Raw genomic sequence first — 14,216 nt, 5'->3', positions numbered from 1 at the left:
CAAGACTATTCGGATTGCGCGAAGGACTCATTGACTTGAATCAAGACATGGACCACGAACTATCCTATGCTTTTACCGTTCTTAACGAAATGAGGAGCTGCACATGTACAAACGCATCCTGATCGCCACCGACGGTTCCCCCCTGTCGCAAAAGGCCGTGGAAAGCGGGCTCTCGCTGGCGGGGCTCACAGGTGCGTCGGTGGTCGCCCTGAAGGTCGTCCCCCGGTATCCGCGCAGCTATTTCGAAGGTGGCCTGCCCGTGGACGCCGCGGACATCAAGCGCATCGAGAAGCAGTGGGCGGATGCGGCCCAGGAACTGGTGGACAAGGTCAAGGTGCAGGGCACCGACGAAGGCGTGACCGTGAAGACCGTGGTCGCCAAGTCCGACCTGATCGCCGAAGCCGTGATCGCCGCCGCCAAGAAGCACAAGTGCGACCTGATCGTGATGGCCTCGCACGGCCGCAAGGGCATCAAGCGCCTGCTGCTGGGCAGCGAGACGCAGCACGTGCTGACGCACTCACACATTCCGGTGCTGGTGCTGCGCTAAGCATCAAATCAGGCTCTAGCGCCCGACTATCAAGCGCTAGCAGCTATCATCCAAATAGCAAAAGGCGGCCCAGGCCGCCTTTTTGCATTGCAATGCCGCGCCGGCTCAGGCGAACAGCCCCTTGTACTGGTCGCGCAGCAGGTTCTTTTGCACCTTGCCCATGGTGTTGCGCGGCAGTTCGGTGGTGACGAAGCAGCGCTTGGGAATCTTAAAGTTGGCCAGTTGGCTCTTGAGCGATGCGATGACCGCGTCGCCATCCACCTTGGCACCGGGCTTGGGGATGACCACCACCACGCCCACTTCGCCGAAATCCGGGTGCGGCACGCCGACCACAGCGCTCTCGGCCACGCCGGGCATCTCGTTGATGTAGCCCTCGATCTCGGCCGGGTAGACGTTGTAGCCACCGCTGATGATCAGGTCCTTGCTGCGGCCCACGATGCTCACGTAGCCGCGCTCATCCACCTTGCCGACGTCGCCGGTTTTGAACCAGCCGTCGGCGCTGAACTCTTCCTTGGTCTTCTCGGGCATGCGCCAGTAGCCCTTGAACACGTTGGGGCCCTTGACCTGGATGTTGCCGATCTCGCCCACGGGCACCGGCTTGCCGGCATCGTCCACCACGCGCAGGCCCACGCCGGGCAGCGGAAAGCCCACGGTGGAGCCGCGGCGCTCGTCCTGCCCCCCATGGCGCGCGTCGGCCGCGTAGGGATTGCTGGTGAGCATGATGGTCTCACTCATGCCATAGCGCTCCAGGATGGTGTGGCCCGTGCGGTCCTGCCATTCTTTGAAAGTCTCGATGAGCAGCGGCGCCGAGCCCGCGATGAACAGCCGCATGTGGCTGGCCGCGGCCTGGGTCAGCGCCGGCTCGGCCAGCATGCGCACGTAGAGCGTGGGCACGCCCATGAACACCGTGGCGCGCGGCATGGCAGCGATCACCGCCTTGGGGTCGAACTTCGCCATCCAGATCATCTTGCTGCCATTGATCAGCGCACCATGGATGGCCACGAACAGGCCGTGCACGTGAAAGATGGGCAGCGCGTGGATCAGCACGTCGCCGGGCTTCCAGCCCCAGTAGTCCTTGAGCACCTGGGCATTGGACAGCAGGTTGCCATGCGTGAGCATCGCGCCCTTGCTGCGTCCCGTGGTGCCGCTGGTGTAGAGGATGGCAGCCAGGTCGTCAGCCTTGCGCGGGACGGCGCGGTGCTCGTCGCCGAAGTGTGCAGCGCGCTCCAGCAGGCTGCCGGTGCGGTCGTCGCCCAGCGTGAACACATGTTGCGTGCCGGCAGTGAAGGCGATCTTCGACACCCAGCCGAAGTTGCCCGGCGTGCAGACCACCACGGCCGGCTCGGCATTGCCGATGAAGTACTCGATCTCTGCGCTCTGGTAGGCGGTGTTCAGCGGCAGGAACACGTAGCCGGCGCGCAGCGTGGCCAGGTACAGCAGCATGGCTTCGACCGACTTTTCCACCTGCACGGCGATGCGGCTGCCCTCGGGCAGCTTCAGCGATGCCAGCAGGTTGGCGATGCGGGCGCTGGCGCGGTCCAGGTCGCGCCAGGTGTAGAGCAGCGGCGCGCCCGCGGCCGAAGCGGCCTCGACGGCGATCTGGTCCAGGTCAGCAGGAAAGGCAGCGCGCAGCGCAGAAAACAGGTTCTGGGAGGAGGAGCTCATGGTGGTGCACACACAAAGGATTCAGAAAACGGGAGCGCGCTTGGCCAGGAAGGCGTTGATGCCCTCGCGGTGTTCGGCGCTGTCGGCATAGACGTAGGGGTCGGCCAGCGCGTTATTTGCTATCAAATCAGAAGCTGCTTGCGCTTGCTGGTCGGGCGCTAGCTGCACATTCTTCCATATAGCGCGCAAGGTCTGCTTGTTGAGCCGAGCCGCACCGGGCGCCAAGGCTGCGATGCGCAGCGCCGTGCCCAGGGCTTGCGCGCCCAGCTGCTCGGTGTCGACCACGCGGCTCAGAAAGCCCCGCTGCGCCATCTCGGCGGCGCTGAAGGTGGCCGCCTCCAACAGCATCTGGCGCGCCGTCACGTCGCCCACGGCGCCCGCCACCAAGGCGGCCTCGCGCGGCGCCATCGGAAAGCCCAGCTTGGCAATTGGCGCGCCGAAACGCGCGCCGGCAGCGGCAATGCGGATGTCGCAGCAGCTGGCGATCTCCACGCCCGCGCCCATGCAGGCGCCTGCGATGCGCGCGACGATGGGCACGTCGCAGTCCAGCATGGCCGCCAGCCCGCCCCAGACATCGCTCTCATGGAAGTCACGCAGCTGCGCGGGATCGAAGCGAAAGGCGGGGTACTCGGAAATATCCCCCCCCGCACAGAACGCCTCCCCTGCCCCCTCGATGAGCACGCAGCGCACGCCCTCGCTGCGCTGGATGTCCAGGAACACCGTGCGCAACTGGCGCCACATGGCGCGCGACATGGCATTGAGCCGGCCCTCGTGGCGCAGCGTCACGCGCACCACGCCGCGGCCGGCGGCCTCTCCTGCGGCCATGGCCGCGACAACTTCACCTGGCATGCGATCGGACTCTCTTCGTGGGGGTGGAGGCGGCGCCACTGGAGGGGCGCCGCAGTGGGGGACTACATCACTCCAGCTTGGCGCCCGAGGCCTTCACCACCTGCGCCCAGCGCTTGATCTCGCTGCTGACCATCTTGGCGAAGTCCGCCTGCGACAGCGTGCCGAACTCCGCGCCGTTGCCGGCCCAGATGGCCTTGAGCTCCTCGGCCTGGCCGAGCTTGCGGATCTCCTCGACGATGCGCGCCTGCAGATCGGCCGGCGTGCCCTTGGGCGCCCACAGGCCATACCAGGTGGACACGGTGTAGTCCGGCAGGCCCACCTCTGCCGCGCAGGGCACGTCGGGGAAGGCCGGGTTGCGCTTGGAGCCCGACACCATCAGCGCCTTGATGCGCCCGCCCTTGATGTGCGAGGCCGACGAGCCCAGGCCGTCGAACAACATGTCCACGTTGCCGCCGATCAGGTCCTGCAGCGCAGGGCCCGCGCCGCGATAGGGGATGTGGGTGATGAAAGTCCCCGTCTGCAGCTTGAACAGCTCGCCCGCCAGGTGGTGCGAGGTGCCCGAGCCGGCCGACGCATAGTTCAGCTTGGCGGGGTTGGCCTTCACGAAGTCCATGAATTGCTTCATGTTGGTGGCCGTAACGTTGCGCGGGTTCACCACCAGCACCTGCGGCACGTTGGCCACCAAGGCCAGCGGCACGAAGTCCTTTTCCAGGTCGTAGTCCAGCTTGGGGTACATGGACGGTGCAATCACATGGTGCACGCCACCCATGAACAGGTTGTAGCCATCGGCTGGCGCCTTGGCCGCCACGCTGGCACCCACGGTGCCGCCCGCGCCGCCGCGGTTGTCGATCACCAGCGTCTTGCCCGTGGACTTGGCAAACTGCGCAGCCAATGGGCGCGCAAAGGCATCCGTGCCGCCGCCCGCGGGGAACGGCACCACCATGTTGACCGGCTTGGTCGGCCAGCCGCTGGCGCCTTGCGCCCAGGCGCCGCCCGTGGCCAGCGCCAGGCCCGCAGCGCCGGCTGCGCGCAGCATGTCACGGCGTTGCAGCGCGGCGGTGGCGATCTGGCTCAAGTTCTCTCTCTCTCGCATGGCGTTGTCTCCTGTCTTTCTGTTGTGAAAAGGGTGGGTTGGCAGGTGCTCAGGCGCGGCGCGCCTGCTCGGCCAAGGCCGCCGAGGGCAGCTGGGCGCGAGCATACAAGGCCCGCCACGCCCCGCTGGCGCCGAGGCAGCGCGCCGTCAGTCACGGCACAGGCTGTCGATATCGCCCGACACGGGCACACGCCCCTGCGCAAGCAGGCCGTGGTGCTTGTCGATGCGCTTGAGGTCATACAGGTAGTTGACCATCAGCCCGAAGGACTGCTTGAGCCCCTTGGCCGACGGGTCGCCCGCCCAGTTCAACCGCTCCACGCGGGCGCCATTGCCCAGGTGAAAGCGCGCCACCGGGTCCACCGGCTTGCCGTCGTGCAGCTCGCGCCCCAGGTAGCGCGCCGCGCACTGCATGAGCAGCTGGCGCACGGGTGATTTGGGCGGCAGCTCCAGCGCCTTGTCGGCCGCGGCCAGCACATGCGCGGCCTGCGGCGGCTCGAAGCCCACGGCGCGGCCCAGTTCGGCCAGGCGCTTCTCGTCGAGCTGCTCCAGCTGCGCGGCGCAGTTCTTGGACAGCCAGGAACGAAAGCCCGGGATCGGCGAGAGCGTGGCGAAAGTGCGCAGGCGCGGGAATTCCTCCGTGAGCGTCTCGGCCACGTGCTTGATGAGCGAATCGCCGAAGCTCACGCCGCGCAGCCCCGTCTGCGTGCTGCTGATCGAGTAGAAAATCGCCGTGGTGGCACGCTGGATGTCGGCGGCCTCGGCGGCCTCGTCCAGCAGCGGGGTGATGCTGGACGAAATCTCGTTGACCAGCGCCACCTCCACGAAGATCAGCGGCTCATTGGGCAGGCGGGGGTGAAAGAACCCGTAGCAGCGGCGGTCGCTGTCCAGTCGGTTCTTCAGGTCCGCCCAGCTGCGGATGTCGTGCACCGCCTCGTACTTGATGAGCTTTTCGATCAGTGAGGCGGGCGAATCCCACGACAGGCGCCTCAGTTCGAGGAACGCCACATCGAACCAGGTGGAGAACAATTGCTCCAGCTCCGCGTCCAGCGGCAGCAGGCGCTTGTCGCTCTTGAGCAGGGGCAGCAGCTCGGCGCGCAAGTCCACGAGGAAGCGCATGCCTTCCGGAAACACCGCAAAGCGCTGCAGCAGCCGTGTACGCGGCGACACCATGGCGCGGCGCAGGTGGGCTTCGGCCTGGGGCGCATCGTCGGTGCCGGCGGCGGCCTCGTAGCGCTGCTGGGCCGATTTGAAGCGCGTGGCATCGGGCGCGAACTGCTCGCACATCAGCAACCACAGGTCGCGCCGCTCTTCGGGCGTGGCCTCGGCGTACCACGCGGCAATGGCCTGCGCGCGGCGCCCGCCTTCGATCTCGCTCACGCGCGGGGCCACCACTGCCTGCAGGTCGGTCAGCAACCGGCGCAGCACGCGGGGCGACAGCGCCTCGCCGCTCCTGCGCAGCGTGGCCTGCAGGCGCTCGTGCGTGGAGCGTTCGGCCGCAGGCTTGGGCGGCGCGGCGCTTGCGCCGTCCTTGTTCTTGCTGGCGGCTTTGCTGTCTGCGGACCGCAGGCGGTCCACGTTGCGCGAGATCCAGGTGGAGGCGGCGTTCATGGTGTGATCCGTGAGGGGTGGTTGCGTGCAAGCTCGCGCAGCGCGTCGCGCTGCGCCAGAAGGTGGTTGCGCATGGCCTGCTCAGCCGCGGCGGCGTCGCCCTTTTGGAGTGCGGCGAACACCTGCCGGTGCTCCGACAGGCTCTGCTGCAGCCGGCCGGGCACCTGCAACGTCTGGTGCCGCGCCAGGCGCAGGATCTTGCGCAGGTCGCCGATCACCTGGGCCAGCCAGCGGTTGTCCGCCAGGGTGATGAAGGCCTCGTGGATGGCGTAGTTGGCTTCGTAGTATTCGGTGATGCGCCCCGCCTCGGCATGGTCCTGCAGGCGCTGGTGCAGCATCTGCAGCGCGTCGATGTCGGCGGGGCCTGCGTGCTCGGTGGCCTCATAGGCCGCACGGCCCTCCAGCAGCGCGATCACGGGGAAGATCTCCTGCAGATCGCGCTCCGTGATCTCGGCCACGAAGCAGCCGCGGCGCGGCTCATGGCGCAGCAGCCCTTCCGCCACCAGCACCTTGAGCGCCTCGCGCAGCGGCGTACGCGACACGGCCAGCCGCTCGCACAACGCCGCCTCGTCCACGAAGCTGCCCGGCGCCAGTTCGCCCGCAAAGATCTGCTGACGCAGCATCTCGGCGGCCTGGTGGTGCAGGGAATTGGCGGGCGGACGGCGCATGGTGAATGGTGAATGGTGAATGGGCGGCAGGCGTTATGACGTCACGAATGGCACACAAGTGGTCGCGAAACTGCATCATTTCGCGTAATTTTCAATAATTATGAAAGCATGCCCAGCCGCCGGGATGGGGACTATCCCTAGCGGGGCATATTGACGCAACGCGGCAACACTCCGCCACCGCGCCGCCCGCAAGGAACAATCAAAAATGAGAGCTGCCGGCGCTTGCTGGACAAGCGCTGGCGCCTTCTTTTATGCAAATCCCTCCGGAGCGTCCTGCCGCTGCGCCCAGACCCACATCGCCACCCCGGCCGCCACCATCGGGATGCACAGCCACTGGCCCATGCTCATGCCCAGCGACAGCAGGCCCAGGAAGCTGTCGGGCTCGCGGAAATACTCGGCCGTGAAACGCAGCACGCCATAGCCGACGAGGAACGCCGCCGCTACCTCGCCACGCTTGCGCGGCTGGCGCGCATACAGCCACAGCAGCACGAACAGCAGCAGGCCTTCGAGCAGGAACTGGTAGATCTGCGACGGATGGCGCGGCAGCATGGAGCCGCTTTGCGGGAACACCATGCCCCAGGGCAGATCCGGCGGCGCGAAGCGCCCCCACAGTTCGCCGTTGATGAAGTTGCCGATGCGCCCGGCCGCCAACCCCGTGGGCACGCAGGGCGCCACGAAATCGGCCACCTGCAGCCAGGGCCTGCGGCGCGAATGCGCAAACCACAGCATGGAACCGATCACGCCCAGCAACCCGCCGTGAAAGCTCATGCCGCCCTGCCACACGTAGAAGATCTCCAGCGGGTGGCTCAGGTAGTAGCCCGGCTTGTAGAACAGGCAGTACCCCAGCCGCCCGCCCACCACCACGCCCAGCACGCCCAGGAACAGGATGTCCTCCACGTCCTTGCGCGACCACGCCTGGTCGCCACGCAGGGATGCGTAGGGCTGGTGGCTCAGGCGGCGCATGCCCAGGAACATGAACAGCGCAAAACCGGCCAGATAGGTCAGGCCGTACCAGTGAATGGACAAAGGCCCGACCTGCAAGGCCACGGGGTCGATTTGGGGGTACATCAGCATGGCGGGCATTGTGCCGCAGGGCCGTGACACGCCCGCGCCCGTCCAACGCTGCCAGGATGAGAATGCGCCTGCGTACGGCCCGCATCCAGGGCGCCCATGCCCGGGAATTGACGGCCGCCATTGAACCGGCGCCCAAGGCGCCGGATACTCACGCCATCACCACCCCCACGAGAACAACAACATGCAAGGCCACCCGGAAGTCATCGACTGTCTCAAGGATCTGCTGCGCGGCGAGCTGGCCGCGCGTGACCAGTACTTCATCCACTCCCGCCAGTACGAGGACCAGGGCCTCACCCGCCTGTACGAGCGCATGGGCCACGAGATGGAGGAGGAAACCCAGCATGCCGACGCCATCCTGCGCCGCATCCTGATGCTGGGCGGGCGCCCCGACATGCGCCCGCACGACTTCACGCCCGGCGAGTCCGCGCAGGAGATGCTGCGCAAGGACCTGGACACCGAATACACCGTGCAGGCCCGCTTGAAGGCCGCGATGGCCCTGTGCGAATCCCACCGCGACTACGTGAGCCGCGACATGCTGCTGGCCCAGTTGCGCGACACCGAGGAAGACCACGCCTACTGGCTGGAAAAGCAGCTCGGCCTGATCGAGAAGATCGGCCTGCCCAACTACCTGCAAACCCAGGCGGGCGGCCCTTCGGGCTCGTGAAAATCCGGAACTAGGCGCCGGCCGGCACGTTGACCATGGTGGCCTGCATCAACGCCACCACCTTGTAATCGGGCCCGTCGCCCGTGAACGCGCGCACTTCGCCGGTGCACACGGTGAGCATGCGCCCGGCGTTTTGCACCTTGCCCACGGCCAGGAAGCGCGTACCCATGGCGGGCCGCATGAAATTGGTCTTGAATTCCGCCGTGACGATCTCGCTGCCGGGGGGCGAGCGGGTCAGCGCCGCGTAGCCGCAGGCGCTGTCCACGATGCTGGTGATGGCCCCGGCGTGCACGAAGCCCTGCTGCTGCGACAGGTGGATGGAGAACGGCATCTCGATATGCACCTCGCCCTCGGCCACCAGCGCCAGGCGGGCGCCGAGGGTGGCCATCAAACCTTGTGCCGCGAAGCTGGCTGCGATGCGTTGCTGGAACTCGTTCATGGGCGATGGCATTCCGTTGCTACAACAAAAAGAGCTGTTGGCGCTGACCGCACGGTCATTTGAAGCTCAAATGCACCCGTAAATCTCGTCCGCCCAGCGCGAGCAGCTCACAAATCAGGAGCGCACGCCCGGCACGGGCGTGCACCACACCACATCAGTCCAGCAGCGACACGTCGCGCACGGCGCCCTTGTCGGCCGACGTCACGAGCTTGGCATAGGCCTTGAGCGCGGCCGAGACCTTGCGCGGACGTGGCTGGGCGGGCTTCCAGCCCTTGGCGTCCTGCTCGGCGCGGCGCTGGGCCAACTCCTCGTCGCTCACCAGTACGTTGATGGTGCGGTTGGGAATGTCGATGCGGATGCGGTCGCCGTCGCGCACCAGGCCGATCGCGCCGCCGGCTGCCGCCTCGGGAGAGCAGTGGCCGATGGACAGGCCCGAGGTGCCGCCCGAGAAGCGCCCGTCGGTCAGCAGTGCGCAGGCCTTGCCCAGGCCCTTGGACTTGATGTAGCTCGTGGGGTAGAGCATTTCCTGCATGCCGGGGCCGCCCTTGGGGCCCTCGTAGCGCACCACCACGACGTCGCCGGCCTTGACCTTGTCGGCCAGGATGTTCTCCACCGCCTCGTCCTGGCTTTCGACCACATGCGCCGGGCCTTCAAAGACCAGGATGGATTCATGAACGCCCGCGGTCTTGACCACGCAGCCGTCCTTGGCGATGTTGCCGGTGAGCACCGCCAGGCCGCCTTCCTTGCTGAAGGCGTGCTCCGCGGAGCGGATACAGCCCGCGGCGCGGTCCAGGTCCAGGCTGGGCCAGCGCACGCTCTGGCTGAAGGCGACCTGCGTGGGCACGCCGCCGGGGCCGGCCTTGTAGAACGTCTGGACGGCTTCGTCCTGCGTGCGCGTCACATCCCACTGCGCCAGCGCCTCGCCCAGCGTGGGCGCGTGGATGGTGGGCACGTCGGTGTGCAGCTTGCCCGCACGCTCCAGCTCGCCCAGGATGGCGAAGATGCCGCCGGCGCGGTGCACGTCCTCGATGTGGTACTTGTCGGTGTTGGGTGCGACCTTGCACAGCTGCGGCACGCTGCGCGACAGGCGGTCGATGTCGGCCATGCTGAAGTCGATGCCGGCCTCCTGCGCGATCGCCAGCAGGTGCAGGATGGTGTTGGTGGAGCCGCCCATGGCGATGTCCAGCGTCATCGCGTTCTCGAAGGCCTTGAAGCCGACCGAGCGCGGCAGGATGCGCTCGTCGCCCTGTTCGTAGTGCTGGCGCGCCAGCTCCACGATGCGCCGTCCCGCGCGCTTGAACAGCTGCTCGCGGTCGGCGTGCGTGGCCACCACGGTGCCGTTGCCGGGCAGGGACAGGCCCAGCGCCTCGGTCAGGCAGTTCATGGAGTTGGCAGTGAACATGCCCGAGCAGGAGCCGCAGGTGGGGCAGGCATTGCGCTCGGCCTCGGCCAGGTCGGCGTCGCTCACCTTGTCGTCGGCGGCCATCACCATGGCGTCGATCAGGTCCAGCTTCTTGATCTGGATGGTGCTGGTGCCGGGCACGGTCTGCTGCACCTTGCCGGCCTCCATGGGGCCGCCGGAGACGAAGATCACCGGGATGTTCAGCCGCATGGCGGCCATGAGCATGCCGGGGGTGATCTTGTCGCAGTTGCTGATGCAGACCATGGCGTCGGCACAGTGCGCGTTCACCATGTATTCCACGCTGTCGGCAATGATGTCGCGGCTGGGCAGCGAATACAGCATGCCGTCGTGGCCCATGGCGATGCCGTCATCCACGGCGATGGTGTTGAACTCCTTGGCCACGCCGCCGGCGGCCTCGATCTCGCGCGCCACGAGCTGGCCCAGGTCCTTCAGGTGCACATGGCCGGGCACGAACTGGGTGAAGGAGTTGACCACCGCGATGATGGGCTTGGAGAAATCGGCGTCTTTCATGCCGGTGGCGCGCCACAGGGAGCGGGCCCCTGCCATGTTGCGGCCGGCGGTGGAGGTCTTGGAACGGTATGCGGGCATCGTGGTTGCGGGAGATGAGTGGCTCAGGAAAGTCGATGGGCCCGTGCGCTTGGGGGCCTGCGCGCGCCGCGGCGGAAACCTCTTGAGCCCCGCCCTAGGCAAAACCGTTTGATTATGTCGTAGCCCCGGTACCCACGTTGGCGCCCTGGCCCCGCATTCACCCGCATGGACAGCCGCTGCGGCGGCGTCCACACTCGGCCGTCTCGCCACCGCAGAAGCAGGACCCGCCATGACCGACCCGCTGCCGCTGAACCGCCGCTCCGCCCACATCACGCAGGGCAAGGCGCGCGCGCCCAACCGCTCCATGTTCTACGGCATGGGCTACCAGGAGGGCGACTTCGCCAAGCCCATGGTGGGCGTGGCCAACGGGCACAGCACCATCACGCCCTGCAACAGCGGCCTGCAACGCCTGGCCGACGCGGCCATTGCAGGCATCGAGGAAGCGGGCGGCAACGCCCAGGTCTTCGGCACGCCCACCATCAGCGACGGCATGGCCATGGGTACCGAGGGCATGAAGTACAGCCTGGTGAGCCGCGAGGTGATTGCCGACTGCGTCGAGACCTGTGTGCAGGGCCAGTGGATGGACGGCGTGGTCGTCATCGGCGGCTGCGACAAGAACATGCCCGGCGGCCTGATGGGCATGCTGCGCGCCAACGTACCGGCGATCTACGTGTATGGCGGCACCATCCTGCCGGGCCGCTGGCAGGGGCAAGACCTGAACATCGTGAGCGTGTTCGAAGCCGTGGGCCAGAACGCGGCAGGCAGGATGACCGACCAGGAACTCAAGGATATCGAGCAGCACGCCATCCCGGGCACGGGCTCGTGCGGCGGCATGTACACGGCCAACACCATGTCCTCGGCCTTCGAGGCGCTGGGCATGAGCCTGCCCTACTCCTCCACCATGGCCAATCCGCACGACGAGAAAATGAACTCGGCCCGCGAATCCGCCCGGGTGCTGATCGAGGCCATCCGCAAGGACTTGAAGCCACGCGACATCGTCACGCGCAAGGCCATCGAGAACGCCGTGGCCGTGATCATGGCCACGGGCGGCTCCACCAACGCGGTGCTGCACTTCCTGGCGATCGCGCACGCGGCGGGTGTGGAGTGGTCCATCGACGACTTCGAGCGCATGCGCAAGAAGGTCCCCGTGATCTGCGACCTCAAGCCCAGCGGCCGGTACCTGGCCGTCGACCTGCACCGCGCGGGCGGCATTCCCCAGGTAATGAAGGTGCTGCTGAATGCCGGCCTGTTGCACGGCGACTGCATGACCATCACCGGCAAAACCATCGCCGAAACCCTGGCCGACGTACCCGACGCGCCACGGCCGGACCAGGACGTGATTCGCCCGATCGACAAGGCGCTGTACCGCGAGGGGCACCTCGCCATCCTCAAGGGCAACTTGAGTCCCGAGGGCGCCGTGGCCAAGATCACCGGGCTGAAGAACCCCGTCATCACCGGGCCCGCGCGTGTGTTCGACGACGAGCAGTCGGCGTTGCAGGCCATCCTGGACAGCAGGATCGTCGCGGGCGACGTGATGGTGTTGCGCTACCTCGGCCCCAAGGGTGGCCCGGGCATGCCGGAGATGCTGGCCCCCACGGGCGCGCTGATCGGTGCGGGCCTGGGCGAGAGCGTGGGCTTGATCACCGACGGGCGCTTCTCGGGCGGCACCTGGGGCATGGTGGTGGGCCACGTCGCGCCCGAGGCGGCTGCGGGGGGCACTATTGCGCTGGTGCATGAGGGCGACACGATCACCATCGACGCCCACCAACTGCTGCTGCAGCTGCACGTGGACGACGCCACGCTGGCACAGCGCCGCGCCGCCTGGCAGCCACCCACGCCGCGCTACATGCGGGGCGTGCAGGCCAAGTTTGCCTTCAACGCCTCCAGCGCCAGCAAGGGTGCGGTGCTGGATGACTTTTCATGAAAAATGCCGCCAACGCTTATCCAATAAGCGCCAGCAGCTATCAAAACAGGATCATTGCTGCGCCATCACCGCCCAAGAAAAACCCGCAGGGCGCGTGCACCGCTGCGGGTTGTCTGGACAGGGAAGAAGCCCTCAGCGCGGTCGGCGCGGACCCATGCCCATGGATTCCTTCTGTTTGTTGATGCGGTCCTTGCGGCGCTGGTCCATCTTTTCCATGGCCTTGCGCTTGGTGTAGCCGGTGGCATCCGCCCAGGCCCACCAGGCCGCAGCTACCGCAAAAGGAGACAACACCCACCACCATGACCAATTCGCCACAGGGCCGATCTCCAGATATTTGAGAAGTATCAACAAGATGCCTAAAAGCAGCGCATACATGGTCACATCCTTTGGTGCCGCGCGAGCTTTGGCCTGGAGCCCGTCAACGGCGAACACTACAATCCCATTGAAGGCTAAATGTACCCCAACCCTAGAGGAAACCCCGCGATGAAGCGCACACTGATCACCCTCGCCATGACGCTGTCGGTTGCAGCCCCTGCATTCGCCGACCAGGCCCTGGCAACCTCCAAGAACTGCATGGCTTGCCACGCCGTGGACAAGAAGCTGGTGGGTCCGTCCTACAAGGACGTTGCCGCCAAATACGCGGGCCAAGCAGGCGCCGCAGACAAACTGGCCGAGAAGATCATGAAGGGAAGTTCCGGCGTGTGGGGCCCCGTGCCCATGCCCGCCAACGCCCAGGTGAACGCCGCCGACGCCAAGAAGCTGGCGACCTGGGTCCTGTCGCTCAAGTAATCCAGAGGGGAAAGCGCCTTCGCGGCGCGCCCTGCAAAAAGGCCGCAGCGCTCACGCTCTGCGGCCTTTTTTATGGCGCAAGGGCCGTCAGAGCCTGAGTTCCGGTTCGGTGCGCACCGGCGGCACGGGCTGCACGGCTTTCGGCTCGCCCCGGCGGTGCAATTGGTCTTCCAACTGTCCCACGTAGGCGGCAGTGATGTTGTCCGATTCCTGCGCCCGCGCGCTCAGGCGCGCCTCCAGCGCGTCCAGGCGCGCCATCAGGGCGTCGTAGCCCGTGCGGTGCTGGGTTTCCAGGAACTGGCGCAGCTCCGTGAAACGCGATGCCTCCGCCCGGTCGGCCAGCTCGCGCTGCGCCGCCATCTCCTTGGCATGGCGGCGCGTCTCCATGAGCACGGAGCCCTGCAGCGTCAGCACATAGGCCAAGAAAAAGGCCCCCAGCAGGACGGTCAGCCCCAGCATGATGAGCCCCAGGGGCGCCTGCACCGTGGCCACGCCCAATGAAACGACGGTAGGCACCGAGAGCGTCGCCCAATTGAGTGCTCCCAACGCACCGATGGCCACGACGATCAATAAAAGGATGAGGGTTTTGAGCTTCATGCAAGGGACTCCTGATGGCCAGCTGGACCGCTATCTGTTTTCAACCCACGGGATGTGCGGCCAATGCGCGGGTTGTACCCCATGGCGGCATGCCCGTCATGGCCCAACCCGGTATTTGCGCCCTGCTCCTACAACGCCAGGGTTCAAAGCTGCTTCGCCCGAAACGAAAAAGCCGCCTGGCAAGAAGCGGCTTGGGTCTGCAAAACCTGGACGCTGACGCCTCGCGGCTTCACCCGCTGGGCTGGGCCCACCGATGCAGGTTTTGCCGACACGCCACATCTGCTGCGC

The 14,216-nt window shown here is 66.7% G+C and carries 14 protein-coding genes; 4 read left to right on the top strand and 10 right to left on the bottom strand.

Annotation, left to right across the window (positions count from 1 at the left end; all coding sequences use genetic code 11):
- Positions 1-103: 103 nt before the first annotated feature.
- A complete protein-coding gene (locus QY917_RS01585) occupies positions 104-547 on the top strand; it encodes a universal stress protein (protein ID WP_011804516.1) in 444 nt (147 codons plus the stop codon).
- A gap of 105 nt (positions 548-652) precedes the next feature.
- Here QY917_RS01585 and QY917_RS01580 read toward each other — a convergent pair whose 3' ends face one another.
- The 6 genes from QY917_RS01580 to lgt all read right to left on the bottom strand — a co-directional run bounded on the left by QY917_RS01580 (position 653) and on the right by lgt (position 7,504).
- Complete coding sequence (locus tag QY917_RS01580) at positions 653-2,212, bottom strand: malonyl-CoA synthase (RefSeq protein WP_123675166.1); 1,560 nt, start codon at positions 2,210-2,212, stop codon at positions 653-655.
- Between the two features lie 21 nt (positions 2,213-2,233).
- A complete protein-coding gene (locus QY917_RS01575; protein WP_123675165.1) occupies positions 2,234-3,061 on the bottom strand; it encodes an enoyl-CoA hydratase/isomerase family protein in 828 nt (275 codons plus the stop codon).
- 67 nt (positions 3,062-3,128) lie between these two features.
- Positions 3,129-4,154 (bottom strand): tripartite tricarboxylate transporter substrate binding protein, encoded by a 1,026-nt coding sequence (locus QY917_RS01570; RefSeq protein WP_088887419.1) that lies wholly within the window; start codon positions 4,152-4,154, stop codon positions 3,129-3,131.
- A gap of 147 nt (positions 4,155-4,301) precedes the next feature.
- Positions 4,302-5,762, bottom strand: coding sequence for a malonyl-CoA decarboxylase (locus QY917_RS01565; protein WP_123675164.1), 1,461 nt, complete (start codon positions 5,760-5,762; stop codon positions 4,302-4,304).
- Positions 5,759-6,430, bottom strand: a complete 672-nt coding sequence (locus QY917_RS01560) for a GntR family transcriptional regulator (protein ID WP_123675163.1) — start codon at positions 6,428-6,430, stop codon at positions 5,759-5,761. The genes QY917_RS01565 and QY917_RS01560 overlap by 4 nt, the downstream gene beginning before the upstream one ends.
- Before the next feature lie 249 nt (positions 6,431-6,679).
- Entirely contained in the window at positions 6,680-7,504 is an 825-nt protein-coding gene (gene lgt / locus QY917_RS01555; RefSeq protein ID WP_270175077.1) for a prolipoprotein diacylglyceryl transferase, read from the bottom strand.
- Between the two features lie 181 nt (positions 7,505-7,685).
- Here lgt and bfr point away from each other — a divergent pair, with 181 nt between their 5' ends.
- The gene (bfr, locus tag QY917_RS01550; RefSeq protein WP_011804509.1) at positions 7,686-8,168 is read left to right on the top strand and encodes a bacterioferritin; all 483 of its coding nucleotides are present in this window, start codon (positions 7,686-7,688) and stop codon (positions 8,166-8,168) included.
- Positions 8,169-8,178: 10 nt separating this feature from the next.
- Here the strand turns inward: bfr and QY917_RS01545 are convergent, their stop codons facing one another.
- Together QY917_RS01545 and ilvD (QY917_RS01540) are read right to left on the bottom strand one after the other, a co-directional pair.
- Positions 8,179-8,607 (bottom strand): PaaI family thioesterase, encoded by a 429-nt coding sequence (locus tag QY917_RS01545; protein WP_123675161.1) that lies wholly within the window; start codon positions 8,605-8,607, stop codon positions 8,179-8,181.
- Between the two features lie 154 nt (positions 8,608-8,761).
- Positions 8,762-10,618, bottom strand: coding sequence for a dihydroxy-acid dehydratase (gene ilvD / locus QY917_RS01540; protein ID WP_015912711.1), 1,857 nt, complete (start codon positions 10,616-10,618; stop codon positions 8,762-8,764).
- Positions 10,619-10,847: 229 nt separating this feature from the next.
- Between ilvD (QY917_RS01540) and ilvD (QY917_RS01535) the strand changes: the two genes are divergently transcribed.
- Complete coding sequence (gene ilvD, locus QY917_RS01535; RefSeq protein WP_123675160.1) at positions 10,848-12,542, top strand: dihydroxy-acid dehydratase; 1,695 nt, start codon at positions 10,848-10,850, stop codon at positions 12,540-12,542.
- Between the two features lie 132 nt (positions 12,543-12,674).
- Here the strand turns inward: ilvD (QY917_RS01535) and QY917_RS01530 are convergent, their stop codons facing one another.
- A complete protein-coding gene (locus QY917_RS01530; protein ID WP_011804505.1) occupies positions 12,675-12,917 on the bottom strand; it encodes a TIGR04438 family Trp-rich protein in 243 nt (80 codons plus the stop codon).
- Positions 12,918-13,025: 108 nt separating this feature from the next.
- On the opposite strand from QY917_RS01530, the gene QY917_RS01525 reads away from it, so the two are divergent.
- Positions 13,026-13,331, top strand: a complete 306-nt coding sequence (locus QY917_RS01525) for a c-type cytochrome (RefSeq protein ID WP_011804504.1) — start codon at positions 13,026-13,028, stop codon at positions 13,329-13,331.
- A gap of 87 nt (positions 13,332-13,418) precedes the next feature.
- Here the strand turns inward: QY917_RS01525 and QY917_RS01520 are convergent, their stop codons facing one another.
- Positions 13,419-13,928: a Signal transduction histidine kinase gene (locus tag QY917_RS01520; RefSeq protein WP_088887422.1), complete on the bottom strand. Its 510-nt coding sequence runs from the start codon at positions 13,926-13,928 to the stop codon at positions 13,419-13,421.
- Positions 13,929-14,216: the final 288 nt, after the last annotated feature.

This window comes from Diaphorobacter sp. C33 (genome assembly GCF_030503915.1).
GTDB classification, from domain to species: Bacteria; Pseudomonadota; Gammaproteobacteria; order Burkholderiales; family Burkholderiaceae_C; genus Diaphorobacter; species Diaphorobacter nitroreducens.
This window is presented reverse-complemented; position numbering and strand designations above follow the sequence as displayed.

Coding starts and splice junctions, on each gene's coding strand:
- QY917_RS01565 (WP_123675164.1), bottom strand. CDS start 5,762: ATGAACGCCGCCTCCACCTGGATCTCGCGCAACGTGGACCGCCTGCGG.
- QY917_RS01560 (WP_123675163.1), bottom strand. CDS start 6,430: ATGCGCCGTCCGCCCGCCAATTCCCTGCACCACCAGGCCGCCGAGATG.
- QY917_RS01520 (WP_088887422.1), bottom strand. CDS start 13,928: ATGAAGCTCAAAACCCTCATCCTTTTATTGATCGTCGTGGCCATCGGT.
- ilvD (WP_015912711.1), bottom strand. CDS start 10,618: ATGCCCGCATACCGTTCCAAGACCTCCACCGCCGGCCGCAACATGGCA.
- ilvD (WP_123675160.1), top strand. CDS start 10,848: ATGACCGACCCGCTGCCGCTGAACCGCCGCTCCGCCCACATCACGCAG.
- lgt (WP_270175077.1), bottom strand. CDS start 7,504: ATGCTGATGTACCCCCAAATCGACCCCGTGGCCTTGCAGGTCGGGCCT.
- QY917_RS01530 (WP_011804505.1), bottom strand. CDS start 12,917: ATGTATGCGCTGCTTTTAGGCATCTTGTTGATACTTCTCAAATATCTG.
- QY917_RS01580 (WP_123675166.1), bottom strand. CDS start 2,212: ATGAGCTCCTCCTCCCAGAACCTGTTTTCTGCGCTGCGCGCTGCCTTT.
- QY917_RS01585 (WP_011804516.1), top strand. CDS start 104: ATGTACAAACGCATCCTGATCGCCACCGACGGTTCCCCCCTGTCGCAA.
- QY917_RS01525 (WP_011804504.1), top strand. CDS start 13,026: ATGAAGCGCACACTGATCACCCTCGCCATGACGCTGTCGGTTGCAGCC.
- QY917_RS01575 (WP_123675165.1), bottom strand. CDS start 3,061: ATGCCAGGTGAAGTTGTCGCGGCCATGGCCGCAGGAGAGGCCGCCGGC.
- QY917_RS01545 (WP_123675161.1), bottom strand. CDS start 8,607: ATGAACGAGTTCCAGCAACGCATCGCAGCCAGCTTCGCGGCACAAGGT.
- QY917_RS01570 (WP_088887419.1), bottom strand. CDS start 4,154: ATGCGAGAGAGAGAGAACTTGAGCCAGATCGCCACCGCCGCGCTGCAA.
- bfr (WP_011804509.1), top strand. CDS start 7,686: ATGCAAGGCCACCCGGAAGTCATCGACTGTCTCAAGGATCTGCTGCGC.